Source organism: Priestia sp. SB1 (assembly GCF_038898415.1).
Map to the genome: position 1 here is coordinate 180,927 of NZ_JBBJSS010000003.1, position 25,421 is coordinate 206,347.

The 25,421-nt window shown below is 38.0% G+C and carries 26 protein-coding genes; 13 read left to right on the forward strand and 13 right to left on the reverse strand.

Annotated elements, in window-relative coordinates:
- The first annotated feature begins 45 nt into the window (after nucleotides 1-45).
- Nucleotides 46-912 carry a metallophosphoesterase gene (locus tag WKH56_RS11550; RefSeq protein WP_013082275.1) on the forward strand — a complete coding sequence of 289 codons (867 nt, stop codon included), beginning with the start codon at nucleotides 46-48 and terminating at the stop codon, nucleotides 910-912.
- A gap of 146 nt (nucleotides 913-1,058) precedes the next feature.
- A complete protein-coding gene (locus tag WKH56_RS11555; protein WP_014461015.1) occupies nucleotides 1,059-1,397 on the forward strand; it encodes a hypothetical protein in 339 nt (112 codons plus the stop codon).
- A 39-nt stretch (nucleotides 1,398-1,436) separates the two neighbouring features.
- On the opposite strand, the gene WKH56_RS11560 is transcribed toward WKH56_RS11555, so the two are convergent.
- Together WKH56_RS11560 and WKH56_RS11565 are read right to left on the reverse strand one after the other, a co-directional pair.
- A complete protein-coding gene (locus WKH56_RS11560) occupies nucleotides 1,437-3,560 on the reverse strand; it encodes an RNA degradosome polyphosphate kinase (RefSeq protein ID WP_310884265.1) in 2,124 nt (707 codons plus the stop codon).
- Between the two features lie 73 nt (nucleotides 3,561-3,633).
- The gene (locus WKH56_RS11565; protein ID WP_328179946.1) at nucleotides 3,634-5,160 is read right to left on the reverse strand and encodes a Ppx/GppA family phosphatase; all 1,527 of its coding nucleotides are present in this window, start codon (nucleotides 5,158-5,160) and stop codon (nucleotides 3,634-3,636) included.
- Between the two features lie 102 nt (nucleotides 5,161-5,262).
- Between WKH56_RS11565 and WKH56_RS11570 the strand changes: the two genes are divergently transcribed.
- Both WKH56_RS11570 and WKH56_RS11575 read left to right on the forward strand, forming a co-directional pair.
- Entirely contained in the window at nucleotides 5,263-5,775 is a 513-nt protein-coding gene (locus WKH56_RS11570; protein WP_063247558.1) for a L,D-transpeptidase family protein, read from the forward strand.
- A gap of 254 nt (nucleotides 5,776-6,029) precedes the next feature.
- The gene (locus WKH56_RS11575; RefSeq protein ID WP_013056025.1) at nucleotides 6,030-6,497 is read left to right on the forward strand and encodes a YkyB family protein; all 468 of its coding nucleotides are present in this window, start codon (nucleotides 6,030-6,032) and stop codon (nucleotides 6,495-6,497) included.
- Nucleotides 6,498-6,546: 49 nt separating this feature from the next.
- Here the strand turns inward: WKH56_RS11575 and WKH56_RS11580 are convergent, their stop codons facing one another.
- On the reverse strand, nucleotides 6,547-7,452 hold the full coding sequence (locus WKH56_RS11580) for a chemotaxis protein (protein WP_342835645.1): 906 nt from the start codon (nucleotides 7,450-7,452) through the stop codon (nucleotides 6,547-6,549).
- Between the two features lie 297 nt (nucleotides 7,453-7,749).
- Here WKH56_RS11580 and WKH56_RS11585 point away from each other — a divergent pair, with 297 nt between their 5' ends.
- From WKH56_RS11585 to WKH56_RS11605, 5 genes are all read left to right on the forward strand, one after another.
- Nucleotides 7,750-8,349, forward strand: coding sequence for a TetR/AcrR family transcriptional regulator (locus tag WKH56_RS11585; RefSeq protein WP_013082269.1), 600 nt, complete (start codon nucleotides 7,750-7,752; stop codon nucleotides 8,347-8,349).
- Between the two features lie 113 nt (nucleotides 8,350-8,462).
- Entirely contained in the window at nucleotides 8,463-8,657 is a 195-nt protein-coding gene (locus WKH56_RS11590; protein ID WP_013056022.1) for a hypothetical protein, read from the forward strand.
- 203 nt (nucleotides 8,658-8,860) lie between these two features.
- Nucleotides 8,861-9,082, forward strand: coding sequence for an IDEAL domain-containing protein (locus WKH56_RS11595; RefSeq protein ID WP_028414125.1), 222 nt, complete (start codon nucleotides 8,861-8,863; stop codon nucleotides 9,080-9,082).
- Nucleotides 9,083-9,178: 96 nt separating this feature from the next.
- Entirely contained in the window at nucleotides 9,179-10,345 is a 1,167-nt protein-coding gene (locus tag WKH56_RS11600; RefSeq protein ID WP_063247559.1) for an aminotransferase A, read from the forward strand.
- 152 nt (nucleotides 10,346-10,497) lie between these two features.
- Nucleotides 10,498-11,109 (forward strand): nitroreductase family protein, encoded by a 612-nt coding sequence (locus WKH56_RS11605; RefSeq protein ID WP_310884263.1) that lies wholly within the window; start codon nucleotides 10,498-10,500, stop codon nucleotides 11,107-11,109.
- Between the two features lie 36 nt (nucleotides 11,110-11,145).
- On the opposite strand, the gene WKH56_RS11610 is transcribed toward WKH56_RS11605, so the two are convergent.
- Nucleotides 11,146-11,931 carry an SDR family oxidoreductase gene (locus WKH56_RS11610; RefSeq protein WP_048020023.1) on the reverse strand — a complete coding sequence of 262 codons (786 nt, stop codon included), beginning with the start codon at nucleotides 11,929-11,931 and terminating at the stop codon, nucleotides 11,146-11,148.
- A 140-nt stretch (nucleotides 11,932-12,071) separates the two neighbouring features.
- Between WKH56_RS11610 and WKH56_RS11615 the strand changes: the two genes are divergently transcribed.
- Nucleotides 12,072-12,767, forward strand: coding sequence for a GNAT family N-acetyltransferase (locus WKH56_RS11615; RefSeq protein WP_033578397.1), 696 nt, complete (start codon nucleotides 12,072-12,074; stop codon nucleotides 12,765-12,767).
- A 139-nt stretch (nucleotides 12,768-12,906) separates the two neighbouring features.
- Here WKH56_RS11615 and WKH56_RS11620 read toward each other — a convergent pair whose 3' ends face one another.
- Complete coding sequence (locus WKH56_RS11620) at nucleotides 12,907-13,683, reverse strand: hypothetical protein (protein ID WP_033578396.1); 777 nt, start codon at nucleotides 13,681-13,683, stop codon at nucleotides 12,907-12,909.
- 241 nt (nucleotides 13,684-13,924) lie between these two features.
- On the opposite strand from WKH56_RS11620, the gene WKH56_RS11625 reads away from it, so the two are divergent.
- The 3 genes from WKH56_RS11625 (at nucleotide 13,925) to WKH56_RS11635 (ending at nucleotide 16,349) form a co-directional block, all read left to right on the forward strand.
- Nucleotides 13,925-14,800, forward strand: a complete 876-nt coding sequence (locus WKH56_RS11625; RefSeq protein WP_033578395.1) for a LysR family transcriptional regulator — start codon at nucleotides 13,925-13,927, stop codon at nucleotides 14,798-14,800.
- A gap of 497 nt (nucleotides 14,801-15,297) precedes the next feature.
- Complete coding sequence (locus WKH56_RS11630; protein WP_014461029.1) at nucleotides 15,298-15,666, forward strand: CidA/LrgA family holin-like protein; 369 nt, start codon at nucleotides 15,298-15,300, stop codon at nucleotides 15,664-15,666.
- Nucleotides 15,663-16,349, forward strand: coding sequence for an LrgB family protein (locus tag WKH56_RS11635; protein ID WP_033578394.1), 687 nt, complete (start codon nucleotides 15,663-15,665; stop codon nucleotides 16,347-16,349). The genes WKH56_RS11630 and WKH56_RS11635 overlap by 4 nt, the downstream gene beginning before the upstream one ends.
- Nucleotides 16,350-16,390: 41 nt before the next feature.
- On the opposite strand, the gene ptsP is transcribed toward WKH56_RS11635, so the two are convergent.
- The 8 genes from ptsP to ribE all read right to left on the reverse strand — a co-directional run bounded on the left by ptsP (nucleotide 16,391) and on the right by ribE (nucleotide 25,390).
- Nucleotides 16,391-18,112: a phosphoenolpyruvate--protein phosphotransferase gene (gene ptsP / locus WKH56_RS11640; RefSeq protein ID WP_310884262.1), complete on the reverse strand. Its 1,722-nt coding sequence runs from the start codon at nucleotides 18,110-18,112 to the stop codon at nucleotides 16,391-16,393.
- A complete protein-coding gene (locus tag WKH56_RS11645) occupies nucleotides 18,112-18,378 on the reverse strand; it encodes a phosphocarrier protein HPr (protein WP_342835646.1) in 267 nt (88 codons plus the stop codon). Before WKH56_RS11645 ends, ptsP begins: the two co-directional genes overlap by 1 nt.
- 18 nt (nucleotides 18,379-18,396) lie before the next feature.
- Nucleotides 18,397-20,460, reverse strand: coding sequence for a glucose-specific PTS transporter subunit IIBC (gene ptsG / locus WKH56_RS11650; protein WP_025749413.1), 2,064 nt, complete (start codon nucleotides 20,458-20,460; stop codon nucleotides 18,397-18,399).
- A 271-nt stretch (nucleotides 20,461-20,731) separates the two neighbouring features.
- Nucleotides 20,732-21,580, reverse strand: coding sequence for a glucose PTS transporter transcription antiterminator GlcT (gene glcT, locus WKH56_RS11655; protein WP_013056009.1), 849 nt, complete (start codon nucleotides 21,578-21,580; stop codon nucleotides 20,732-20,734).
- A gap of 131 nt (nucleotides 21,581-21,711) precedes the next feature.
- Nucleotides 21,712-22,584, reverse strand: coding sequence for a hypothetical protein (locus tag WKH56_RS11660; RefSeq protein ID WP_033578393.1), 873 nt, complete (start codon nucleotides 22,582-22,584; stop codon nucleotides 21,712-21,714).
- Nucleotides 22,585-22,958: 374 nt separating this feature from the next.
- A complete protein-coding gene (gene ribH, locus WKH56_RS11665; RefSeq protein ID WP_013056007.1) occupies nucleotides 22,959-23,429 on the reverse strand; it encodes a 6,7-dimethyl-8-ribityllumazine synthase in 471 nt (156 codons plus the stop codon).
- A 91-nt stretch (nucleotides 23,430-23,520) separates the two neighbouring features.
- Nucleotides 23,521-24,714 (reverse strand): bifunctional 3,4-dihydroxy-2-butanone-4-phosphate synthase/GTP cyclohydrolase II, encoded by a 1,194-nt coding sequence (locus WKH56_RS11670; protein WP_243495633.1) that lies wholly within the window; start codon nucleotides 24,712-24,714, stop codon nucleotides 23,521-23,523.
- Nucleotides 24,715-24,730: 16 nt separating this feature from the next.
- Nucleotides 24,731-25,390, reverse strand: a complete 660-nt coding sequence (gene ribE, locus WKH56_RS11675; protein ID WP_028414136.1) for a riboflavin synthase — start codon at nucleotides 25,388-25,390, stop codon at nucleotides 24,731-24,733.
- Nucleotides 25,391-25,421 lie beyond the last annotated feature (31 nt).

Below are 25,421 nucleotides of genomic sequence, written 5' to 3' on the forward strand. Positions count from 1 at the left end.
GCTATAATGAAAACTTGAAAACTATAAGGAATAGGTTGATTTTGCATGAAAAAGACGTATACAAGACGATCTTTTTTGAAAGGACTAGCGTCTATTTCGTTAGGGTCTTTGCTCACCACGTCTTTTGGGTATACATATGCCAAATATATTGAGCCTAGACGTCTGCAAATTGTTCGTCATACAATTACTTCTAAAAACATTCCGAAAAGCTTTAACGGAATAAAAATTTTACAATTTAGTGATATTCACCTTGGACTCTCTTATGATTTATTACAACTAGAACAGCTTATGGTAACCATAAATAATTTGAAGCCTACTATTATATTATTTACTGGAGATTTAATGGATGTACCTAATGAATACCCGCATCCAGAAAGAATTCCCCCGATTTTACAGAGGCTTCAGGCTCCTCTTGGAAAATACGCAATATATGGAAACCATGATCATGGAGGGTATGGAACAAATATCTACAAACAAGCCATTGAAGACGCAGGATTTAGACTTCTAGTAAATGAAGTTGACACGGTTTCCATGCCCGATAAAAGCTACATTCATATTTGTGGACTCGATGATATTATGCTTGGGAATCCACAATATGAGGGAACGCTAGGACAATTACAGCCGGATATCTTTTCTATTGCTATGATTCATGAACCTGACGTTGCTGTCAAAGCAGCTCCTTTTCCAGTGGATCTTCAGCTCTCCGGCCACAGTCATGGAGGCCAAATTCAAATTCCTTTTTACGGTCCTTTGATTACACCGCCCTTTGGGACGGTTTACCCTGAAGGAATGTACGAAGTTGGAGATTCTAAAATGAAGCTTTATGTGAATAGAGGCTTAGGAACCACGCGCATTCCTTTTCGTTTTTTAGCTACGCCTGAAATTACGCTTTTCACCTTGCAATCAACATAAAAACGCCCTTACAGGGCGTTTTTATGTTTTTTTGTCTTTTTTTAGCTAATCATGACCGCCTAATTCTAGTCTTAAAGAAATAAACCAGGCTCAAAAACTTCCGTTCAGCCATACACTACAAAGACAACTGACAAGGAGGTTAAATTATGTACTATCAATATCCCTATACAGGATATCGTAATATTCCAAATGGTGACGAGCGCTTTTTTGGATTTCCTTTTGTTGCTGGCTTAGCTGGTGGGCTGCTTGGCGGACTAGCTGTTGGCGGCTTTGGAGGCAGACCTGGGTGCTGTCCACCACCTTATCCTTATCCCGTTCCGTTTTATGGCGGTGGATTTCCTGGAGGAGGCTACCCTGGTGCCGGCTTTGGAGGCGTTGGATTTTCTGGAGGAGGCTACCCTGGTGCCGGTTATGGAGGCGGTGCTCCTGTTTATAACACATACTACGGACCTGGATACGGTCCTGGTGGTCCCATTCCTAGATAATAACATGACTAAAAAGCCGAGCACTCGGCTTTTTTTATGTTATTCTTGATCGTCGCAAAGAGCGTATTGACAAAAGATCTCTTGACTATTGATAGAGAGCTCATTTTCTTTTTTTATGACGTAATGATAATTCCCTTCTTGATCTTGTTCTCGTGCTTTTACATTATCAGCAAGCATAACTTCAAGCCACTTCCACACTTTTTTTTTCAAATGTGTATCCAAGACAGGAAATAAAATTTCTACTCGTTTCACCATATTTCTTGTCATCATATCTGCAGATGAAAAGAAAAACTTTTCCTGTTTATTATGATGAAAATAATAGATTCGGCTATGCTCTAAAAATCGTCCGACAATGCTTCTTACTCTGATATTCTCGCTAACGCCTTGAATTTGAGGGCGCAAGCAGCACGCTCCTCTAACAATGAGTTCGATTGTCACACCCGCTATAGAAGCTTCATATAGCTTCATAATTAAAATTTTATCCGTCAATGAGTTCATTTTCCCAATGATTCTTCCATTGCCATACCGTCTGTGATACTGTATTTCCTGATCAATGAGATGCAAAAAATCGTTTCTTATATCAAATGGTGCAACGGATAAATGATGATATACTGGTTTTTGCGTATAGCCACTTAAGTAATTAAAAAAATTGGCCGCATCTATCCCGATGTTTTGGTTGACAGTAAAAAGACTTATATCCGTATAGATCTTTGCCGTCGCATCGTTGTAATTCCCAGTACCAAGATGAACAAATCGCTTAATATGCTCTCCTTCTCTTCTCACCACGAGCGTAATTTTACCATGCGTTTTTAAATGCGTCATTCCATATATCACGTGGCATCCTGCCCGCTCTAACTCTTTAGCCCATTGCACATTATTCTCTTCATCAAACCTTGCTTTTAGTTCAACTAGTACCGTCACTTGTTTACCTTTTGCAGCCGCTCGTTTTAATGCTTTAATAACGGGAGAATCTCCGCTTACCCTATATAACGTTTGCTTAATAGCAAGCACATTTTCATCGTCTGCTGCACAGTTAACAAAGTCAAGCACCGGCTTAAACGATTCATAAGGATGGTGAAGCAAAATGTCTCTTTGAATCATTTGGTCGAAAACATTTTGATCCGGGTGTAACTGTGTTGTAACCTTAGGAATAAAGGCTTTTTCAGCCAGCTCTTCATGGGTAGATTTAAGTAATCTATAAAACGAAAATAAACTGGTTAAATCCAACTGTTCTTTGATCTCATACACATCTTCATCGTCAATTTCAAGGACTGACTTTAAATACGCTAGTACACCCTGATCGTATGGACTCTTAATCTCAAGCCGAACAGCCGCTCCCCATTTTCGCTTCTGCAACTCTTCTTCAATCCCTTTTAATAAATCTTGAGCGTCTTCTTCGTGAATAGTCATATCTGCGTTCCGGGTAATTCGAAATTGAGAAACGGAAGAAACGCAGTATCCCTTAAACAACTTTTTAATAAAATAGGCAATCACATCCTCTAGCAATACAAATAGACGGGTAGAATCTGACGTAGCTATTTCAATATAGCGCGTTAGCATCGAAGGTACTTGAACGATAGCTAGTCTTCCTTTTATCTCGGCAATTTGCTGCTCATCATTTAACTTTTCTGAAAGGACAACTGCTAAGTTCAAGCTTTTATTCATCAACATAGGAAACGGCCGGTATGTATCAATAGCCATAGGAGTTAATACGGGAAAGATTTGCTCGTCAAAATACTGTTCAAGCTTATCTAGATTTGATTTCTCCAGCTTTTCAACCGAAATGATTTCCACACCGTATTTCTGTAATTCGGGCAGAAGTGTGTGAATATACGTATCATACTGCTGCTTGACTAGGTCGTGGTTTTGTTTGGAGATAGAGAATAGCTGCTGTGTAGGAGTTAAGCCTGCTTTGTTTTCGGGTTTGTTAAATCCAGCCTTCACCTGATCTTTTAACCCCGCTACCCGAATCATAAAAAACTCATCCAGATTCGAACTGAAAATCCCTAGAAATTTAAATCGCTCAAGCAAAGGGTTTTTCGTATCTACAGCTTCTTCCAGCACCCGCTTGTTAAAGGCCAGCCAGCTCAATTCACGATTATTGTAATAAGCTGAATCAGCCACTTGTATGGTTTGCTTATAAGCGCGATTACTTTCTAACATTAGCCTCACCTTCCAGGATAATGAATTTAATCTAGTTAGCTATACTGAATATTCTAACCGATCCAGCGTTATTCTAAAGCTTAGTAAATTCAAGAACAATATTTTTTTTTACTACTTTTTCTAGATGCTTTTTCTGTTTTTCAGCCTGATATTGTTCAGGAAGAAAGGTTTTTGTACATAATAGTTTAATCGTCACTGTGTTTTCATCGCTTTTCACATCAATATGTTGAACAACATTTCGCTTTGTTGCATGTAAGCCATCAGCTATTTTTAAAAGTGCACCGAGCAGCTGAACTTTTTTTTGTTCGTCTTTTGTTAACCACTTTTTAAAAGGAGCAACATATTGCCTAAAAGAAGACTTCCCTTTATATGAAGAAACAAGTGCCAGCTTTAAACGTTCTCTATGTGAAATTCCATCTATTGTACGATTAGCAAGCACATAAAACGTATGCTGGCTGCTTGATTCTGCATCAATATACTTTCCTATATCATACACTTGCGCAGCTTTTATAAGAAGCGCTAAGTCATCCTCTTTTAACTCAACCGGTCCCTGCTCCCTAAGATGCTGAAACATCATACTAGCTGTGCGCGTAAGCTGTTTGACGTAATCTTTACTTACTTCAAACTCTTCCATTATTTCTTGAAAACTTTGCTGTATGACATCGGGGTACATTGGCTGGATATTAGCATCAGATGCTTCTTTAAATAACACCCCTTCTCTCAAGCCTTTGCGGCTTAGGATGAAGCGAGTCGCGTTCACTGTTTCATATATTGATTGAAATACTTCAATCGCTGGCAAAATTGTATCTGCACGATCGTTTGACAAGCGGTCTAGCTTTTGAAGATTGTGATAAGACAATGAGCCTATAGCAGATTTCACATGCAATATATCAGCTAAATTCATTTCATATTGATGCAGCCCCGCGAGAGGATAGTGGATAAAACCTTGATGCAGTTGCACCATACTTCTTGCACTTCCTCCAATTGCTACAATCGGCACATGACGATTTAAAAGCCAAGGGACAGCATGGAAATGCCGGATCACGAAATGCCGGATTTTCGCTTTTTCTTCTGCAGTGGGAATATTGCCTTTGACGAACTGCAGACGTAGAGATAAGGCACCGAATGGAAAGCTGTGGTACTGCACTAACTCTCGATTGCGAAAATACGTAACTTCCGTACTCCCCCCGCCAATGTCAATTGTAATGGCTTCTTCGATCGAAGTGGAATGAATAACTGCAACAAAGCCGTAATACGCTTCTTCATATTCAGACAATAGTTGAATAGAAAAGCCCGTTTCTTTTTTTACAAGGGCTAGAACTTCTTTTGCATTAGTCGCTTGACGGATGGTAGCTGTGGCCACACAGGTAACGCGCAGCAGCTGATAATGCTTGGTAATAACTCCAAACGTTTTAAGCGTATCAAGCAAGGTATGTATTCCTTTAGCCGTTAACACGCCTTCTTTATCTAAATAATTTCGAATCCGTGCAGCTACTTTCACGTTTTCAATTTGCTTAAACCCTCTGCCTTTTTTGTATTCATAAATAACAAGGCGTATTGTATTTGAACCTATATCAATCAGTCCATGCTTATAAGTCAATGTAATTTCAACACCTTTTTCAAAATAACTTTAAAAAGTCACTTTTACTTTTTTCAATCGTATACTGTTACAGCATAGTCATATATCAAAGGAGCGAAGTTAATGAGATATATAGTAAAGCGCGGTGAAACCTGGCAAAGCGTTTCAGGTGACTACCGGATTCCGGTTGAAGACCTGTGGATGGCTAATCCTTTTGTAAGCCATCATGCGCTGAAGCCTGGGCAAGTAATCATCATTCCAAACCTCCCCGATAAAGAGCTCATTCCTTACACGATCCACGTGTTTATTGCTGAAAAACAGCTTGAATTACGAAGAAATAATATCATACAAAAAGTCTATCCCATTGCAGCAGGAAAAATGCTGAGCGCAACGCCTACTGGAGACTTTGTTATCGTTAACCGGGAACCAAACCCCGGGGGGCCTTTTGGTACAATGTGGCTAAGCTTGTCTAAAAAGTCATATGGCATTCACGGAACAAATGATCCAAGTTCTATTGGAAAAGCCGTATCCAAAGGATGCATTCGTATGTATAATGCCCAAGTAAATGAGCTAGCTCAAATTTTGCCAAATGGTACTGGTGTTTATATTCGACCCTCTCGACGAATGGCTCAATAGTTCGGGATTTACTAATCAATGATTGTTTAACTGTGCGAGCAGCATTTTTTAAAAATAGAAAGTATGGCGTGCTGTTCCACTTTACTTGTATAAGGAAGCGTAACAAAACAAACCCTATACATAGGAAATTTCATTAATTACCAAAATACTTCTTCGTGTAATTATTTTCAAATGGGACAAGACACGCTATAATGAACGTATCAGCTTTCACCTTATAGGTTGAACAGCTGATATGATAGAAAGGGAGTGAACGTATGTCTCAAGCAAATGGACAAGGCTCTTTGACCCCGTCTGTATCTGAGATTGCACAAGCTATTTTCACTGTAAATCGTCACGCAAAAGCTGCTCCTGATCCTAAGCAGTTATATACGTTAAAGAAAATTGCATTAGATCAACTAATTTTAGAAGGAAAAGCAAAAAAAGAAGGACTTCACTTTTCGCCAAACCCTGGTAAAAGTCAGCAAAAATCAGATGTACTTGTATCAGTTGGAGACTACTTTTTCCATATGCCTCCAAAGAAAGAAGACTTCAAAGAGTTATCACACCTCGGCCATTTAAACCATCAGTATCGAAATCCCAAAACGACTATGTCATTATCTTATGCGAAGCGCTTATTATCTAAATATACGGGTCATCTCGTACAGCCGGCTAAAAGCCCTGTTTCGACTCCAAGAAAACGGCAAGCACCTGTGTTTAAACCGCTGGGTAAAAGTTATTTTTAAAAAAGTGCCTGAAGTGGAGCAATCTGCTTTCAGGCACTTTTTTGTCTTCCTACAAAATATAGAGATCAATCAACTCAACAAGCTCTCCGATTTCCGGCTTACTTACTTGTCCTTCCGCTCCTACCATTTTTCCCTTGTGACGTAAATCTTCTGTGATAAGAGAAGAGAAAATAATAACTGGAAGGATAGAAAGCTGAGGATTTTCTTTCACTTTTTTAGTTAAATGATGGCCATCCATTTGCGGCATTTCTATATCTGTAATAAGCAGCTGGACTTGATCACTGATTTCCACTCCTTCATCGATCACTGAGCTTAGATAGTTCCATGCTTCCTCACCGTTCTCGAAAAATTCCGTGTTCTCATAACCTGCTTGTGCAAGAGTATCTTCAATCATTCGGCGCAACAGCGGCGAGTCTTCAGCCACGACAATCTTTTTATTAGAACGTTCTCTAGCCCCTAGCTTTTTTATTTTCGACTGATTAATACCCGCATCAGGGTTCACAACAGAAATCAACTTTTCGAAGTCTAACAGCAGAAGCATTTGCCCGTTTAATTTTACCACTCCAGTAATCTGCGTTTCCAAACCTTGATACAAATCTGAAGGCTTCTCAATTTCTTTCCAAGAAATACGGTGAATTTGCGTTACTGCGTGTGTGTGAAAGACTATTTTTTGCTGATTGAACTCTGTGACGATTAACTTATCTTTTTCCGGCGTATTTGAAGGTTCCATTTTTAACGCTTTTGCTATGTCAACGACAGGAAGAACTTCTCCTCTTAGCTCTATAATACCTTCTATGTAAGAATGCGCATTTGGAACAGGTGTAATAGATACAGGATTAATAATCTCTCTAACTTTTACTACATTGATGCCAAATAAAACATTTCCTATCTCAAATTCGACAATTTCCAGTTCGTTTGTACCACTTTCTAACAGTATTCCTTTATCTTGATTCATATCACTTACTCCTCTCATCTCACCCGCTTATCTAATAGTCCATATTTCCTATTATAGTGACCGCCTCTTATATCCGTAAAGAAAAATTTTCTTATTTTATTATCCTTTTTCCCTAAAACATATACATAAAATATTGTTTTACGAATTAACAGAATATTATATACTATATAAAAACATGAGCGTTGATCCCTTTCGCCTTATCCTCTGCTCAGTTTTTTACTTGCTCTACTTTACTTCTCTATACTAGCTTATGAACTTGAGTCAAACGACCACTCCTATTCAAATGAGGTGTAATTTATGAACAGAGGATTACAAAAAGAAGAAACAAAAAAACGCATTCAAAAAGCAGCTATCTCTTTATTCCAACAGCAGGGATATCAAAAAACGACTGTGTCTCAAATTACGCATGAAGCGGGTGTAGCAAAGGGAACATTTTTTAATTACTTCAAAACAAAAGAAGAAGTTCTTCACTACCTTGGAATTAATTTCACAAACCGTATCTCCTATAAATTAGAACAGCTCCTTCAAACCGAAGAATCAACTGCTGCCATTGTTAAACAACTGTTTTTATTACTAGCACAATCAAACGAAGAAGCGAACCCTCACCTAATCCGTTCTTGGTTTCATATTGCTATTACCAACAGTTCCTTTCAACAATCTGAAATTCTTCAAATTGAAAAAATGCGCGCTCATTTTACAAAAGTTTTTCAAACAGGACAAGACCGAGGTGAACTTATAGTCGATATCCCTGCCGAAGAAATGGCTTCTATTGCTATACTTAATTTTTTTGGCACCCTTCTCTACTGGTGTACTAACCAACCCGACTCTGCTACCCTTCAAGAAAGAATAGACAAGTCGGTTACTCTTCTATTTAGAGGGTTTCTTATTCATTCCTAAAAGCCTGTTCACAAATTTTTAACAAGAAATCGAAGATAGCTGTGGACTCTACAGCCAAAACGGTTTATACTACACAAAGTGAATGAATAATCTTAAAAGAAGGTGTTCGTAATATGAAAGGCTCCGTCATTCTTTTTAATGACGATAATGAAATGACCATTATTGAAAACGTAGAAGAAGCTGTATATCAAGATATTAAAGAACAAGAAGGCTCTGATCACTGCGTTGTCACATTGGACGATCATGAAGTTGATTTTGGCTACGTTTCCCCCGTTTATTGGCGTGAAGGCCAAATACACACTGACTAATATACAAGACCTGCATATATATGCAGGTCTTTTTATGCACTTATTTTTTTGAATCTAGAATTGAACGTGAAGCAAGGAACCTCTGATTTCCTAACACATACCTTAGCACATTCGCAGTTAAAAACAGGGTTAACAACTATATAGAAAGGGTACATTTCAAGTAATAGAAGCTGCGTTTTATTTTAAAAAAGGAGGTTTATGTTATGAGTTCTTATCGAAAAAATATGAATCACTATCCTCACTCATCTCAGTACACACCTTACCAACACTATTACGCAAAAGAAGCTGATCGCATTTTAACGGCTATGAGTACAAACTTTAATAAACAGCATTTGAAATCTCTTATCGACGATGCGTTAGATAACAGAGATGAAGAACAATTTTATGAACTAACAACTGCTTATAATAAGCTATATAACACCTAACTTAAAACCACTATTTGCAAAATGCGCAAATAGTGGTTTTTTACCTATTTTCATTGTGATAAAATGAGTTGAAAATACGCGGAAGGATTTGAAACCATGGAGCACTTAATCAATAAACGTGTCAAAGAAATTGAACTATCAGGAATACGTACATTTTATAATATGGTCTCACAATACCAAGATGTTTTATCCCTCACAATTGGACAACCTGACTTCTTAACACCACAGCATGTAAAAGAAGCGGCAAAATCTGCAATTGATGGTAACCAAACTTCTTATACCCACAATGCTGGAACAATCGAACTGCGCGAGGCAGCAGCTCAATTTGTCAAAGAAAAATATGACTTGCACTATAACCCAGCGGATGAAGTGATTGTGACCATTGGAGCTAGTCAAGCAATTGATATTGCTCTTCGCACCATTTTAGAAGAAGATTCCGAAGTTATCTTACCTGGACCTGTTTATCCAGGATACGAACCGCTTATCCGGTTAAACGGCGCTAAACCTGTACATATTGATACAACCGAAACAGGATTTCGACTAACTGCGGATTTAATCGAACAACATTTGACCTCTAAAACAAGATGCGTCATCTTACCTTATCCGTCTAACCCTACAGGCGTGACGTTGTCACAGCAAGAATTAGAAGAAATTTCCGCTCTTTTAAGCGATAAAAATATTTTTGTACTATCTGATGAAATATACAGCGAGCTCGTTTTTGATAAAAAACATCAGTCCATTGCCTCCATTTCATCTATGAGAGAGAAAACAATTGTTATTAACGGAGTATCAAAGTCTCACTCCATGACGGGCTGGCGAATTGGTCTTTTATTTGCTCCTTCTTATTTAGCCAAACATATTTTAAAAGTTCATCAATACAACGTGAGCTGTGCTTCTTCTGTCTCTCAAGCAGCTGCACTCGAGGCACTGACAGCAGGTAAAAACGATGCGGTGGATATGAAAAAAGAATACGAACAAAGACTGAATTATGTGTATGACCGACTAGTAAACATGGGATTTGACGTAGAAAAGCCGACTGGTGCTTTTTATATCTTCCCTTCTATCCAGAACTTCCACAGTAATTCATTTGATTTTGCCCTGGAGTTAGTCAAAGAAGCGGGTGTTGCACTAGTACCCGGCAGCGCTTTTTCTTCCCACGGTGAAGGATATGTACGCCTGTCGTATGCGTATTCCATGAACACGTTGCGTGAAGCCTGTGATCGAATTGAAGCTTATCTTATTACATCTCGTCAATCACGTTAAACCAGTGGTAAGAAGTGTATGCATTTTTTTGTGAGTGATAGCACATAAGAGCGGGTATACTAGAAGCATATAAATTGACTTCAATAGTGTATCATTATAAAATGTGCATCGATTCACTAAAGAAATACATACTTTTAACGGAGGTTTTTATTATGACAAAAGATTTTTTTGATGTGGTAAATGAACGTACATCGATTCGAGAATATGACTCTTCAGCTAAATTAAGCAAAGAAGAATTAACGGAACTTTTAGAAGCAACAGTGAAGTCACCATCAGCTTGGAACTTACAGCACTGGCATTTCGTTGTTATTACAGACCAAGATGCGAAAGAACGTCTACTTCCAATTGCTTACAACCAAAAACAAATTACAGAAGCAGGCGCTGTAGTAGCTGTGTTAGGTGATTTAGAAGCCAATAAAAATGTAGATGACGTGTACAACCCACTAGTCGAAGCAGGTCACATGACAGAAGACGTAAAAAACATTTTGTCAGGACAAATTAACGGCGCTTATAAAAACGTTGCTTTCGCCCGCGATGCCGCGTTTACAAATGCTTCGCTTGCATCTATGACATTCATGCTTGCAGCAAAAGCAAAAGGATATGACACATGTTCAATGGGCGGATTTAACGCACAAAAATTTGTAGAAGAGTTTAAAATTGAGGATCGATACATTCCAGTTATGCTTATTTCAGTTGGAAAAGCAGCTAAAGAAGCACATGCTAGCGATCGTTTACCATTAGATCAAGTTACAACTTGGATTTAACAAAAAACCCTGCAGCTGCAGGGTTTTTCTATGTAACTAAATGGATTTCACCATGCCTCCGTCGATTAGAAACGACTGGCCTGTCATATATGAATTCGCTCCCGAAACAAAGAAAGCAACGGCTTTAGCAAACTCTTCAGGCTGACCGTAGCGCTTAAGAGGAATTTGGTTTCTCATCTCTTCTTCAACTTCTAAAACGTCTACTCCCATTTTTTCAGCACGAATGGTATCTAGCTCTTTCACTCGGTCTGTTGCAATTCTTCCTGGCGCAACCGTGTTAATTAAGATACCGTCCTCTGCTAGTTCTGAAGCAAGTGTTTTCGTAAGTCCCACGATTCCTGTACGGAAGGTATTTGACAGAATAAGTCCAGCAATTGGCTCTTTAATGGAAGAAGAAGCAATATTGACAATACGTCCTCCGCTCTTTTTCATAAAGGGCACTACCTCACGAATAATACGAATATAGCTGAGGAGATTTAACTCAAATGCCTGCTTCCAATCATCATCTGTTAACGAAAGGAAATTCCCAGCTTTAGGACCTCCTGTATTATTAATTAAAATATCAATAGTTGCAAACGTATCTACTGTATATTGAATAACATCTTGAATGTCCTCTGTTTTTGTAACGTCTGCCGTTTTATGTAACACTTGTCCGCTTCCAAGGTATGAAATCTCTTCTGCTACTTGGGCTAGTTTCTCTTCTGAACGACTTGCAATCATAACGTTTGCGCCTTCTTCTGCGAGTCTAGCAGCAATCGCTTTGCCAAGCCCTTGGCTGGCTGCAAATACAAGCGCTGTTTTTCCTTTTAATTCAACATCCATTTCTTTCACCTCATCTAATAGTTCGAATCTTTTTAACTTTATCACGTTCTCGTCAAATTCTTCAATAAATATGAAATAATTTCTTTTTTCCATATGGTATAATTATCTGAAAATTATTTCTTAAAGGAGGCAAAAAAGCAGTGTATAAAAAGCAATGCTTTGTCTTTCATCAAAATAAGCCTGTAATATGTACGGTACGATCATATACATCGAATGATTTTGATGAGTTGATTCGGATTCAAGAAGAAAGTTTTCCCCCTCCTTTCCCTTCTGAATTATTATGGAGTAAAGATCAGTTAAATAACCATGTTTCCCTTTTTCCGGATGGAGCGCTATGTGTGGAGATAGACGGGACAATATGCGGATCTATCACAAGCGCGATTGTTTCAGTGGAAGGAAATGCGGCTCACACATGGGATGAAGTAACAGGAAGCGGATATATTCATACGCACGACCCTTCTGGTAATACGCTTTATGTAGTGGACGTGTGCGTCACTCCTTCGCATCGATCAATGGGGCTTGGGAAGCTGCTGTTGCAGTCTTTATATGAAGTGGTGATTCATTACAAGTTAGAAAGGCTGCTCGGCGGGTGCCGCATCCCTGGATACGCACCAGTGTCTTCCTTGTACACGCCCGTTGAATATATGAACCTTGTATCAGCCGGAACTCTCTACGACCCCGTTATGACCTTTTTGATGCGCTGTGGCAGAACGCCTATTGGCCTCGCAGCAAACTATATTGAAGATGAAGATTCACACAACTACGCCGTACTAATGGAATGGAAAAATCCATTTTATACGTCTATTCAAAAAGAGGCTGGGACAAAAGCATTTTAGCCCAAGTGAAAAACGAACCATTAATCAACATGTTTGATTAGTGGTTCGTTTTTTTGTGATGGTGAATATAGTTTTATCTGTCTCGTTCCTTCTAGCAGTTGATTGGATTCATTACGTTATGTCTCAACTTCTTTTTAGATTATTGAACTTCTTCAATGCTCCACTCCAGTTCTTTATGAGTCAGAACAAGATGCGCCTGCAATTTACTCATCTCTTTGTGCTCAAACCGATCATTATACATTTCATTCATATCGTCAAAATCACCGATTGTATACAAAGGAATTTTAATATCTTTACGGGATTGAACCATATGTTCAAAATCAATAAACAAACCGTCATTCGTTAAAGTAAGAAGCGTATTTGCTAACACGAGCGGCAAAATCGGATATTCTAACTTCTTCCTTCTAAATACAAATCTTTTTTGCTTAATTGCTGACATTTTTAACGGAATGATTCGACTTAAAATGTGCTTCATATCATACACGTCTCGAAAATAGATTTTGTTATAAAATCCATCATCGTGAGCTAAATAAACAAATTGATTACCGAGTTTATTATTAAATGGCGAATTGAGCGGTTTTTTTAAATGACCTAAATACAGCAGCGCTGCAATATCTTGAGGTTCTAACAAATCCAACGAAGATATATCCTCAAAATCAATCCAACAAAAATCGCCATAATTATAAACATCATCCTCTGCTAAAAGATGAATTTGTTCTTCTTCTACATAGTCCATATGGGTTTGGTAATGGTAATCACTGTCTTCAAAACCGTGCTTTAACAATAATATATTTGCAAGCGGCGTAGGAAGGGAATGATAAAACTCTTTAAATTCAATTCCATATGTAATAAAGCATTTTTTATTTACATGGCCATTAATATAAACGATATCTCTTATTTCATCTGCTTTACTCAACCGTTCTAACCACCTTATTGATTGATTCTGTGATCGATATGTAACCGTTCTACTGATTTATATATTATACTTCTAAAATAAACAATGTGTAAATATATATTGTTAGCAATTTCTTTTGTATTCACTCCCCCTTCTACTGATCATTTTATTGGATAGAACAGAAAGGTATAGAGCTGATCGTGAATGTGGTAGAATGTGTGTATCTTATTAATTAGCATGTATGAACACGGAGGTATACAAAATGGATGTTCGCCATTTGCATTACTTAACAGAAGTGGCTAAACATAAAAATTTCACAAGAGCTTCTGAAGCGCTGCATATTTCTCAACCTTCTCTCAGTAAAATGGTTAAATCATTAGAAGAAGAGCTCGGCACACCTTTGTTTGATCGCGCTGGCAAACAAGTGCAGCTTACCGATGCAGGAATAATTGTGTACGAGCAAGCTGAAAGCATTTTATCTTCTCTCCGAGATTTGTCGGATTCCCTCTATGATTTAATGCATTTAAAAAGAGGAACCATCAAAATAGGCATTCCCCCTATTATTGGTACATTGTTTTTTCCTACTATTATTAAAGCATTTCGAGAGCAATACCCTGAGATTGATATTCAATTAGTGGAATATGGCGCTAAAAGAATGCAAAAGTTTGTGGAACAAGGAGAAGTGGACGTAGGGGTAGTTTTACTTCCAGTTGATGAAAATATGTTCTTTACGACTCCTTTAGCTCGAGAAACGCTGCAGCTTGTTGTGCATAAATCTCATCCGTTGGCTCAGCATTCTACGATTTCATTAAAAGAGTTAAAAGACGAAACGCTTATTTCCTTTCATGAAGACTTCACCATGCATGAAATGGTCTATAACGAATGTTTAAAAAATGGATTTACGCCTAATATTGCTTTTAAAAGCTCTCAGTGGGACTTCATTGGAGAGCTGGTAGCTGCTAATCTCGGCATTGCTCTTTTCCCTTATTCATTATGTGAAAAGCTTGATTTGGAGCATATGAAAGTAATTAATCTCGAGAATGCTATTCCATGGGAAATTGCTTTAATCGTTAAAAAAGATCGATATATCTCTTATGCTACACAGGCTTTTATTGATTATATTAAAAGTACAGTTTAACAAAGCTGAGACAAAAGTAGTTTAATTAAAAATCCGAACGAGCCTGATTCTCCATCAAGAATCAAACTCGTTCGGATTTTTTTCATGGCAGTGTAACAAGTCATTCATACTAAATCATTTATCCCATTGGTTCGTCTTTAGATTGAATGGATGTAGGCATGTCACAATTTCTTTTTTTGATTGCCTTTTATTAAATAATTACACCTTATATTTCACAAACGTTTTTTTGAAAAGGTTACCAACGCATTTGTAAAGAGATTTCTTGCGACTATAACTAAAAAGAATAGTTATCATAGTTATTATATATTTCATATTATAGTCGTTTTTTTGTAAGATAAGTGTGTAGCATTCGTTTACTTAAGTTGTATCCCCATTTGCAAAATCCAAATAGTTTCTCTTTTCCCATGATGGAGTCGTCTTTTCAGCATAGACGACTCCATTATTGTCTCAACAAACTAGGAATGAATGAATAAAAACATAAATAAAGGAGGCTAATCATGAAACTGATTATGGTGATTTTACAGATTTTATTACTAACGGCTCTGTTTTTAATAGGAGAAAGTATTTCACAGTGGTTTGACCTCCCAGTGCCAGGTAGTATCATCGGATTTTTCTTACTGTTTTTCTTACTGTACTTTAAAGTAATTAAATTAAGCTGGGTTGAACAAGGTGGAACACTGTTAGTGGGAGAACTATTATTATTTTTCATACCAGCCGTCGTTGGACTCATCAATTATGGAGATGTATTGATGCATTTTGGAATCCAGATTGTGATTATTATCACAATCAGTACGATCATTGTGATGTCTGTAACGGGAATCATTGCAGAACATATTTCAAGAAGAAAGGAAGGTTCGCTAAAATGACATTACTCACATGGATTGCTCTTCCGCTTACACTGCTCGTTTATGTCGGCACAAAAGTGCTCTATAAAAAATATAAGTCTATGCTAGTTTCCCCTATTTTACTAGCCCCCATTCTTTTAATTGGCATCTTATTAGTAACGAATGGCTCTTATGATCATTATAAGCAAGGTGCCAGTGCTATTAGCTTTATGCTTGGACCAGCAACTGTTGCTTTTGCTGTTCCTATGTTTAAATACTTTGATTTACTCAAAAAACATCGTGTTGAAATCAGCTTAAGCGTAGGGCTCGGAACGTTTGCTGCCATGATTTCTTCCATGCTGTTAGCATTAGTGTTTCATTTACAATCAACGCTGGTTCATAGCTTGATTCCAAGATCGGTTACGATTCCTATTGCCGTTAATGTGTCTCAGACGCTAGGAGGAGATCCGAATATTACCATTATGTTTGTGATTATAACCGGTGTAGTAGGATGTATGGTCGCTCCAAAACTGATTAAGCTCCTCGCACTGCACTCTTCTCTAGCAAGAGGTCTTCTTTTAGGAGTAGCTTCCCATGGGACAGGTACAGCAAGAGCTTTTGAATTTGGAAAAATTGAAGGCACTTTTTCTAGCCTTGGCATGATCGTAGCAGCACTTCTTACAATGCTGTTTGCAAATATGCTTTTGCCTACTATTTTCTCTTAAAAGATAAAAAAGGTGTGATCATATATGATCACACCTTTTTATTATCCAATATGAAAAGTTGATTTTACGAACTCAATAACTTCTTCCGTAGAAGACATTGATAGAATTGTATTTAAATGAGGTTCGATATCAGCTTTTGATAATTGACGGATTTGAGAACGAGCTTTCAGAATAGACGTTGCACTCATTGAGAATTCATCTAAGCCTAAGCCTAAAAGAATTGGAATGGCAATCTCATCTCCTGCCATCTCTCCGCACATGCCTACCCACTTACCTTCTTTGTGAGCCGCTTTGATTACCATATTCACTAAGCGAAGAATCGCTGGGTTATACGGTTGGTATAAATAAGACACGCGCTCATTCATGCGGTCAGCAGCAAGCGTGTATTGAATTAAATCGTTTGTTCCGATAGAGAAGAAATCTACTTCTTTAGCAAATAAATCTGCGATTACCGCTGAAGAAGGAATCTCTACCATCATCCCTACTTCGATGTCTTCCGAAACTTGTACGCCTTCTTGTTGAAGTTTTGCTTTTTCTTCTAAAAGAATAGCTTTTGCTTGACGGAACTCATCAACAGTAGCAATCATAGGAAACATAATTTTCAGATTACCGTATACGCTTGCACGTAGAAGCGCACGAAGCTGTGTACGGAACATGTCTTGCATCTCTAGACATAAGCGGATAGCACGGAATCCTAAGAATGGGTTCATTTCTTTTGGTAGATTTAAATAAGGAAGCTCTTTGTCTCCACCGATGTCAAGAGTACGAACAACCACTGGTTTGCCTTCCATACGTTCAAGAACTGTTTTATAAGAAGTAAACTGCTCTTCTTCCGTCGGAAGATCTTCGCGGCCCATATATAAGAATTCTGTACGATAAAGGCCAACGCCTTCGCCGCCGTTTTCTAATACGCCTTTTACATCTTCTGGTGTACCAATGTTAGCTGCAAGTTCAACGTGATGATCATCAGCTGAAACGGTTTTTTCATTTACAAGCTTAGCCCACTCAGCTTTTTGTTCTGCATACTCAGCGGCTTTTTTCTCGTAAGCTTTTACTGTTTCTTCGCTTGGATCAACGATAACTTCGCCATCTAAACCATCAACAATTACTAATACGCCGTTTTGAATATCTTCCATAACTGTTTTTGTACCTACAACAGCTGGGATCTCCATTGAACGCGCCATAATTGCTGAGTGAGAAGTACGTCCGCCAATATCTGTTGTAAATCCTTTTACGAACTTACGATTTAACTGTGCTGTATCAGACGGCGTTAAATCTTCTGCGATAATGACAACTTCTTCTGAGATTAAGCTTGGATTTGAAACGTTTACACCTAAAAGATGAGCTAATACACGTTTTGTTACGTCACGGATATCAGCAGCACGTTCTTTCATATATTCATTGTCCATTGACTCAAACATATTAATAAACATTGCCGCTACTTCATCAAGTGCATGTTCAGCGTTTACATTTTCATTCGTAATTTTATCTTTAATTGGATTAATAAGTTCAGGATCGCTTAGAACTAATAAGTGAGCTTCAAAGATTTCTGCTTTGTCATCTCCAAGTTCTTTACGAGCGTGCTCTCTAATAATTTCAAGTTCTGATTTTGATTTTTCTAGCGCAGCTTCTAGACGTGCTACTTCTGCTTCAACTTCAGTTACTGATTTTTTTTCAACGGTTAATTCTGGATTTTCTAGACGAAATGCTTTAGCAATAGCAATGCCGCTAGAAGCGGCAATGCCTTGAATTTCCTTTGTCATTATTCGCCTAATCCTTCTTTGCTCATTGTATCTTCAAGAGCAGCAAGTGCATCTGCTTCGTCAGAACCTTCTGCAGAGATAGTGATTGTAGCGCCTTTTTGAATACCTAAAGACATAACGCCCATGATTGATTTTAAGTTTACAGTTTTACCGTTGAATTCTAAGTTGATGTCAGAATCAAATTTGCTTGCTGCTTGTACTAAAGTTGTTGCTGGACGTGCGTGAATTCCTGAGTCTGCTGTTACTGTAAATGTTTTTTGTGACATGTTAAATCAATCTCCTTTTTACTTTGAAATGTTAATAATATTTGCTTCTTGTTGAGAAACTTGGCCCTGCTTTAAGATATCAATTTTTTCATCAGCTTGTAAATTCGTGAAAATGATCGGCGTAATCGTCGATGGCGCATTTTCTTTTACAAAGTCTAAATCAATTTTCAATAGAGGCTGTCCTTTTTTCACTTCATCGCCTTGGGCAACTAAAGCTTCAAAACCTTCGCCTTTTAAATTAACTGTATCAATACCAACGTGAATTAAAATTTCACGTCCAGTCGTTGATTCAATACCTAAAGCATGTTTCGTCGGGAATAAGTTTACTATTTTTCCGTCCACTGGCGCAACTACTGTGCCTGTTTTCGGAATAATCGCAAAACCATCACCCATTAATTTTTGTGAAAATACCTGATCTGGTACTTCCGATAAAGGTACCAATTCTCCCTCAATCGGTGAAACAATATCATTACCATTATCGCTTCCTACTTCAGATGTTGCAACAGGTTTTTCAATTGTTTTTGTCTCTTCTTTTGTGACAACCGGCGTTTTGCCATTCATAATGTCTTGAATTTGACCTTTTAACGTGTCAGATTTCGGACCGAAAATAGCTTGAATATTGTTACCAACTTCAAGAACACCAGCTGCTCCAAGTTTTTTCAAGCGGTCTTTATCAACGTGACCCACATCATCTACTGAAACACGTAAACGCGTAATACAAGCATCTAAATGTGTAATATTTTCTCTACCGCCAAGTGCAGCTAAAACATTTGTTGGAAGCTCTGCTGCTTCTACTTTCTCATCATCTGCACCTTCTTCTTTATCTTCGCGTCCCGGTGTTTTTAAGTTAAATTTACGGATTGCAAAGCGGAAACCGAAGTAGTAGATAACTGCTAGAACTAAACCTACTGGAATAACTAGCCACCATGCTGTACGGTTTTGTAGAACCCCGAATAGAATGTAGTCAATGACTCCCCCAGAGAACGTCATACCGATTTTAACATTTAATAATTGCATAACCATAAACGACAAACCAGCAAATACTGCGTGGATTGCAAATAGGATTGGCGCTACGAATAAGAATGAGAACTCAAGCGGCTCTGTAATACCCGTTAAGAAAGATGTTAAAGCAGCTGAACCCATGATACCAGCTACATATTTTTTGTTTTCAGGACGAGCTTCGTGATAAATTGCAAGAGCTGCTGCTGGTAATCCGAACATCATGAACGGGAATTTACCAACTTGGAATGTTCCTGCTGTTAAAGGCACGCCATCTTTTAATTGTGCAAAGAAAATACGTTGATCCCCGTGAACCACATTACCTGCTTTATCTACATATTGCCCAAATTCAAACCAGAAAGGTGAATAGAAAATATGATGTAGCCCAAATGGAATTAATGAACGTTCAATTAACCCAAAGATAAATGCTGATAAGGTTAAGTTTGAATCAATCATATTTGTTGAGAAAGTGTTCAAACCACTTTGAATTACTGGCCATACTACTACCATAATTAACCCTACGATAATAGCTGAAACTCCAGTTACAATTGGAACAAAACGTTTTCCAGCAAAGAAACCTAAATATGCTGGTAAATCAATATTAAAGAATCGATTATACATTGAAGCTGCAAGTACCCCGATGATAATACCACCGAATACTCCCGTTTGCAGTGTATGAATACCTAGTACACTTGCATATGCTGGGCTTTCCTTCAATAACTTGCTAAATTCTACTGCGTCTAATGTATCTAACCCTTTTACTGTACCCATTGTTACGTTCATAATTAAATAACCAACAATGGCCGCAATTCCTGCTACTCCATCACCGCCAGCTAATCCAACGGCTACCCCAACGGCAAACAATAGCGGTAAATTACCAAAAATAATGTCGCCGGCATTAGCCATTACGTGAGCAATGAGCTGGAACCAATCTGCATTTAAGGCTGGTAATAAGTCTAATAATGTTTCATTTTGAAACGCTGTACCGAAGCCTAATAAAATACCTGCTGCCGGTAAAATCGCAACCGGTAGCATAAGTGCTTTACCAACTTTTTGTAAGACGCCAAAAAGCTTTTTGAACATGGCGTTTACCCCCTTTTATATACTTAGTGTGCAACAAGCTATTTATTTGATACGTGAATCATTAACGCGCTTTCATAAAACGCTTTCTTTAACTAGAAAACTTATTACATCTCCTGGTGTCCTGAAGCCTAAGTTTTAAATGATTGCGCTTTCTTATAACAAAAAAAGGCATGAGGAAAAAGAAACGATAAATGGATACACTCATCCAATTACACATCGCTTCATTTCTCACTCATGCCTGATCGTATCAGTAACACGTATTGAAATGATTTTATAAATCCGTTTTTGTTATAAGTCGCTGCAGATGCATCGTTAAGTAAACTGCTTCTGCTTCATACACAGGTAAATGTAACGCTTGCTGCATTACTTTTATCACTTTCCAAGACACATTGTAACACAGAGGATATTCTTCTTTCAATAGCAAAGCAATTTTTTTTGGCTCTTCTATTTTTTCCCCTGTTTTTACTCGATCAATGGCAAAATGCAAATGACGAATCAATCTCATATAGTGTACAGATTCTTTGTCTACCTGCAGATGAAGCGATTCTTCAATCACATTAATGATCGTTTGAATAAGCTGCGAGTCTTGATTCACTTCTAACAGGTTTTTTTCAGTCAGCGCACTATGGATATGAAGCGCGATAAAACCAATCTCTCCTACCGGAAGCTGCACGCCTATTTTACGACTAATGATCTCTACCACTTCAGATGCGATCGTATATTCCTCTGGATATAAGGCTTTTGTTTCAAGTAAAAATGGATTTTTAAGACCCATCCCCTGCTGAAAACGTTTTATCGCAAAGGCGATATGATCTGTCAATGAAATGTGTATATGCTCATTCAAAGGGATATTAACGCGTTTTTGAATATGCGTTACAATATCATTCATCATTTCAATTACATCTTCATCCACCTGAGCTAAAAGCTGCTTGTACTGTTCTTGCTCTTCTTCACTCTTTAACAAAAACATTTTTTCCACGGCTTTTGCATCGATTTCATCGCCTTTTTTCTTGTTGAACCCTATTCCTTTCCCAATTAGCACAACTTCATCATAGGTAAGGTGTTTAGCAATTAATACATTATTATTAAGTACCTTTTCTACAAAAAAGGACTCTTTCACGAATCCTTCACTCCCCTGTTTCGGCTTTCTATTATTTGCTTTCCTATCTTACAAATAATACGCATAACCGTCAATTCATTTTTCTTTGTTTCAAATATTATTGAACTAAACTATTTGAGTTACGTATTATCTTAGTAGTTCTTCGCTGGAAACGCAACGTCTTTTTTACTCGTCCCATAACAATTTTTCATAATAAAATGTTGAAGCATAACGCTCAGAATGAATATCCCCGCTTGTAAAAGCGTAAAAAGAACAAGTGAAGTGGTAATAGATACCAGTAAAATCCCATAGTGAATTAGTAAAATATCTACTATACGCAGCCCCGCTATAATGATCCCAGCTCCAATAAAAAATTCTTTGACTACACTCCAAACGAGGAGAATCGTAACAATACAAACATAAATCATCGTTGCATTTACGGAATCATGAGTAACCGACGCAAACCATCCCGTATAAAACCAATTATTATGAAAGTATGCTAACAGCAGAAACATAATAGTAGAAGTAATGGCGAGCATTCCCAGAAAAAATGTAGCGTAATGCACAAATGTCATATACCGTTCTGTTAGCCATACATACCAAATCTTTGAAATACTAAAGCCTATAGTCATTAAAACGCCTGTATAAATTGTTTTCCACCAGTGATGTGTATAAATATCCCAGTGTAAAAATAATTCTTCAATCCCCATAAACATAGCCGAAATGATTAAAATATAGCGAAATTTCAATTGATAAGCAGCTACCACCATAGCCATGATTGGAAAAGCAAACGTTTGAGAAGTTAAGGACCCAAACAAATTATCAAAATATTCATTGGTCATAAAATCAGGATCGTACTCGTAACTTTCAAACAACACAAATACAACATACTCTAGTACATAAGCCATTCCAATGATAAAAAAAAGCAAAACGACTAGCTTTTTATCTTTTTTACGTATGAATACTGTAAGCAAAACGGCTGTGCTGATAATAATCAATGCAAAAAAAGCAGTATAATGAGGCATAGACGTCTCCCTTTTACGACCTAATTATTACTTAGAGTAAGACGTTTTAGCTAAATTATACATAGCTAGCTGCTATTCAAAAGAGATTGAGACATACTACATCAATCCAATCTAAAGGCGAACAAATCGGATACATGAGATAGTATGGATCGCTTGCTGCACTGCAGGTGATTTCCCTGCAAGGCTGCGCTTTCCCTACAGGAGCCTTCGCCCTGCTCTCCACTCAACAGTTAGAAGCCTACATACAGGAAACCTACGTTGTAATGTAACCCTAACCATGAAAAAATCCGAACGATTCATCGTTCGGATCTTCTTTCAACTACCATATTTTTGTTTCAGCCTCTTTTAACTCACAAAAACTGGAACGTCCTCTATTATCCTTCAATCATTTTTGAAAGGTTAGCCATTTCGATAGCTGATGCTGCAGCTTCCCATCCTTTGTTTCCTGCTTTTGTTCCTGCACGTTCAATTGCTTGCTCAATTGTTTCAGTTGTTAATACACCAAAGATAATTGGTACGCCTGTTTGTAAGCTTTGAGATGCAACGCCTTTTGCTACTTCATTACATACAAAATCAAAGTGGGGAGTAGCTCCTCGAATAACCGTTCCTAGAGTAATAACCGCGTCATATTTTTTAGATTCAGCTAATTTTTTAGCGATTAATGGAATTTCATAAGCGCCCGGTACCCAAGCCACGTCTACATCTTCATCAGCTACGCCGTGACGTTTAAGCGCATCTTCTGCTCCACTAAGTAAACGCCCTGTAATAAATTCATTAAAACGCCCTACCACGATTCCGATTTTTAATCCTGTGCCAACTAAATTTCCTTCATATAAATGATTCATCTCTTGTTCCTCCTGCTAGTAGTAATATATAGTTATTTACATTTCTTTTCATGAATTAGCTTCATTTGTTAAAACGAAAAAAAGTGTAAACTTATAAATGTAATAAATGACCTAGTTTTTTAGCTTTGGTATCTAAGTATTTTTTATTGGCATCCACTGCCGGCATTTGAAGAGGCACTCTCTCTACCACTTCAAGGTCGTAGCCTTTTAGCCCAGTAATTTTGCGAGGATTGTTCGTTAAAAGCTTCATTTGTTTGACTCCAAGGTCCTTTAAGATTTGAGCACCGATTCCATACTCTCGTAAATCCGCAGCAAACCCGAGTTTTTCATTCGCTTCTACGGTATCGTATCCTTCTTCCTGCAGCTTATATGCTCTTAGCTTATTTAATAAGCCAATACCTCTGCCCTCTTGACGCATATACAGCAGAATGCCGCGTTCTTCTTCTTCAATTTGCGTAAGAGCCGCGTGAAGCTGAGGACCGCAGTCACAGCGCTCAGAGCCAAACACATCTCCAGTCAAGCACTCGGAGTGAACACGCACGAGAACGGGGCTATTATGATCGATATCACCCTTGATAAGAGCCACATGTTCTTTATTATCAAGTTTGTTTGTATATCCTACAGCCTTAAAATCACCAAATGCCGTAGGTAAGCTTACTTCTACTTCACGGCTAATCAGCTGGTCATGTTTGCGGCGGTAGGCAATCAAATCTTTTATTGTAATCATTTTTAAATCAAATTGCTCTGCAATCTTTGTTAAATCCGGTACGCGTGCCATTGTTCCATCTTCATTCATGATTTCACAAATAACACCCGCAGGCTTTCCTCCTGCTAACACGGCTAAATCAACAGCGGCCTCTGTATGACCCGCACGCTGCAGAACGCCCCCGTCTTTTGCAATCAACGGAAAAATGTGTCCTGGTCGTTGGAAATCACTTGCTACCGTTGCTTCATTTACAAGAGCCATAACGGTAGCAGAACGTTCGTATGCACTGATACCTGTTGTACTTGAAATATGATCAATACTTACTGTAAATGCTGTTCCATGGACATCCGTATTGTTCGCTACCATCGGGTGAAGATTCAATTTATGCGCAATTTCTTCATTAACAGGTGTACAAATTAATCCTCTTCCATGAGTAGCCATAAAGTTAATAACCTCAGGCGTCGTTTTTTCAGCTAATGCAATAAAATCTCCTTCATTTTCTCGATCTTCATCATCGCATACAATAACCACTTTTCCCTTTTTCAACTCTTCAATGGCTTCTTCTACTTTATGAAACATCTCTTTCACCTCACTGTTAATTTGTAAAACCATGCTGCTGCAATAAATCCTTCATATTACCTGAACGATTCGAGGCGCCAGGAGTTGACTTGTTAGCCATCATCTGATGCATATATTTAGCTAACATATCGCATTCAATATTCACCTTGTCTCCTCGCTGTTTGTCTCCCACGACTGTGTGAAGTACCGTATGAGGAATAAGAGAAATAGTAAATGATTGGTTGCTGACATCAAAAATAGTAAGACTTGTTCCGTCTACAGAAACAGATCCTTTTAACATCATAAATTCACGAAGTTCAGGATCCACTTGAATTTCATAATAAAAGGCATTTCCTTTACGTGTTTTGCTTACAATGGTTCCAATTCCATCAACGTGTCCGCTGACGAAATGCCCTCCAAACCGGCCATTTGCAGCCATCGCCCGTTCTAAGTTAACACGTGATCCAACGGTTAGAAGCTGCAGGGTACTTGCTTTAATCGTCTCCGGCATGACGTCGACCGTAAATTCATTTTGAGAGTAAGCCGTTACGGTTAAACAAACGCCGTTAACTGAAATACTGTCCCCTAAGTTCACATCTTCTAACACGGTCTTCGCATCAATCGTAAGAACAATTGCTTCTGTAGCCTTTTGAATCCGTTTTATTTTTCCAATTTCTTCAATAATACCTGTGAACATTTTCTTCACCTGCTTTGGCGCTATTCCAACT

Bases quoted from the DNA above. Each gene is read 5' to 3' on its own strand.
- WKH56_RS11600 (WP_063247559.1), top strand. From the start codon at position 9,179: ATGGAGCACTTAATCAATAAACGTGTCAAAGAAATTGAACTATCAGGA.
- WKH56_RS11610 (WP_048020023.1), bottom strand. From the start codon at position 11,931: ATGGATGTTGAATTAAAAGGAAAAACAGCGCTTGTATTTGCAGCCAGC.
- WKH56_RS11670 (WP_243495633.1), bottom strand. From the start codon at position 24,714: ATGTTTCATAAAGTAGAAGAAGCCATTGAAGAGTTGAAAAAGGGAAAA.
- WKH56_RS11580 (WP_342835645.1), bottom strand. From the start codon at position 7,452: ATGAATCAAGATAAAGGAATACTGTTAGAAAGTGGTACAAACGAACTG.
- WKH56_RS11630 (WP_014461029.1), top strand. From the start codon at position 15,298: ATGAAACTGATTATGGTGATTTTACAGATTTTATTACTAACGGCTCTG.
- WKH56_RS11585 (WP_013082269.1), top strand. From the start codon at position 7,750: ATGAACAGAGGATTACAAAAAGAAGAAACAAAAAAACGCATTCAAAAA.
- WKH56_RS11645 (WP_342835646.1), bottom strand. From the start codon at position 18,378: ATGTCACAAAAAACATTTACAGTAACAGCAGACTCAGGAATTCACGCA.
- WKH56_RS11550 (WP_013082275.1), top strand. From the start codon at position 46: ATGAAAAAGACGTATACAAGACGATCTTTTTTGAAAGGACTAGCGTCT.
- WKH56_RS11625 (WP_033578395.1), top strand. From the start codon at position 13,925: ATGGATGTTCGCCATTTGCATTACTTAACAGAAGTGGCTAAACATAAA.
- WKH56_RS11635 (WP_033578394.1), top strand. From the start codon at position 15,663: ATGACATTACTCACATGGATTGCTCTTCCGCTTACACTGCTCGTTTAT.
- WKH56_RS11560 (WP_310884265.1), bottom strand. From the start codon at position 3,560: ATGTTAGAAAGTAATCGCGCTTATAAGCAAACCATACAAGTGGCTGAT.
- WKH56_RS11575 (WP_013056025.1), top strand. From the start codon at position 6,030: ATGTCTCAAGCAAATGGACAAGGCTCTTTGACCCCGTCTGTATCTGAG.
- WKH56_RS11660 (WP_033578393.1), bottom strand. From the start codon at position 22,584: ATGCCTCATTATACTGCTTTTTTTGCATTGATTATTATCAGCACAGCC.
- WKH56_RS11570 (WP_063247558.1), top strand. From the start codon at position 5,263: ATGAGATATATAGTAAAGCGCGGTGAAACCTGGCAAAGCGTTTCAGGT.
- ribE (WP_028414136.1), bottom strand. From the start codon at position 25,390: ATGTTCACAGGTATTATTGAAGAAATTGGAAAAATAAAACGGATTCAA.
- WKH56_RS11590 (WP_013056022.1), top strand. From the start codon at position 8,463: ATGAAAGGCTCCGTCATTCTTTTTAATGACGATAATGAAATGACCATT.
- WKH56_RS11595 (WP_028414125.1), top strand. From the start codon at position 8,861: ATGAGTTCTTATCGAAAAAATATGAATCACTATCCTCACTCATCTCAG.
- ribH (WP_013056007.1), bottom strand. From the start codon at position 23,429: ATGAATCATTTATATGAAGGAAATTTAGTTGGCACAGGATTAAAAATC.
- ptsG (WP_025749413.1), bottom strand. From the start codon at position 20,460: ATGTTCAAAAAGCTTTTTGGCGTCTTACAAAAAGTTGGTAAAGCACTT.
- WKH56_RS11605 (WP_310884263.1), top strand. From the start codon at position 10,498: ATGACAAAAGATTTTTTTGATGTGGTAAATGAACGTACATCGATTCGA.
- WKH56_RS11555 (WP_014461015.1), top strand. From the start codon at position 1,059: ATGTACTATCAATATCCCTATACAGGATATCGTAATATTCCAAATGGT.
- ptsP (WP_310884262.1), bottom strand. From the start codon at position 18,112: ATGACAAAGGAAATTCAAGGCATTGCCGCTTCTAGCGGCATTGCTATT.